At 59.6% G+C, this 1126-nt stretch carries 1 protein-coding gene; it reads right to left on the bottom strand.

Annotated features, from left to right (window positions below):
- A partial coding sequence (locus tag AKG11_RS33525) for an IS630 family transposase (RefSeq protein ID WP_050747158.1) occupies positions 1-1067 on the bottom strand: 1067 nt, incomplete at its 3' end.
- Between the last annotated feature and the right edge of the window lie 59 nt (positions 1068-1126).

Raw genomic sequence — 1126 nt, forward strand, 5'->3', positions numbered from 1 at the left:
TCCAACACTTGGTGCCCTCGTTTGACGGCTGCGATGATGTCATCCGGGTCTGCCTTCCAGATGAATGGCTTTGGTTCCTGATTGTGCTCTTTGACGAAGCGGTTGATTGCGGCCTGCAGGTCGACAACGGAGTGGAAGACGCCATGCTTCAGCCGACGGCGCGTCAGTTTCGCGAAGAAGCCTTCAACTGCGTTTAGCCATGAGCACGATGTCGGAACGAAGTGGAAGGTCCATCGCGGATGCCTTGCCAGCCAGGCTCGAACCTTCGGCTGCTTATGGGTCGCGTAGTTGTCGAGAATGACGTGGACGGACTTGTCCTTCGGGAGTTCGGCCTCGATGGCGTTGAGGAACCGGATGAACTCCTGATGCCGGTGACGTTGCATGTTCCGGCCAATCACCGAGCCGTCGAGAACGTTGAGGGCGGCGAACAGGGTCGTCGTGCCGTGGCGTTTGTAGTCATGTGTCATCGTGCCGCCGCGCCCCTTCTTCAGGGGCAAACCCGGCTGTGTGCGGTCGAGCGCCTGGATCTGGCTCTTTTCATCGACGGATAGGACAATGGCGTGAGCCGGCGGCGAGACATAAAGGCCGACCACATCATGTAGTTTCTCGGTAAACGCCTTGTCATTCGAAAGTTTGAAGCTGCGCCATCGATGAGGTGCCAGCCCATGCTCATGCCAGATCTTGACCACTGAAGAGGCCGCGATCCCAACGGCCTTCGCCATGGCGCGGACGGTCCAGTGCGTCGCCTCCTGTCGAGGCGGATCCAGCGTCAGCGCCACGACCCGTTCCACCAGTTTGCCATCAAGCGGCGCAGTTCCCGGCGGCCTGCTCTTGTCGCGCAGCAGGCCATCGACGCCCTCGGACATAAACCGCTCTTGCCAGCGCCAGACGCACGGCTTGGACTTACCGGTCGCCTGCATAATGGCAACCGTCCCCAGTCCATCGCCGCTCATCAGGACAATCTTCGCGCGCCAGACATGCTTCTGCGGCGAACTGCGGCCCGCAACGATTGTTTCAAGCCGAACCCGATCGGCAGCGGTAACGTCGAAAATAATCCCTGTGCGCATACGAAACCGTCGCACATTCTGCCACGGCTGGGAATCTCAGAATGGAATCTTTTGTCGCT

Origin of the sequence: Shinella sp. SUS2, assembly GCF_001262505.1 — a bacterium.
In the GTDB taxonomy this organism is placed as follows: domain Bacteria; phylum Pseudomonadota; class Alphaproteobacteria; order Rhizobiales; family Rhizobiaceae; genus Shinella.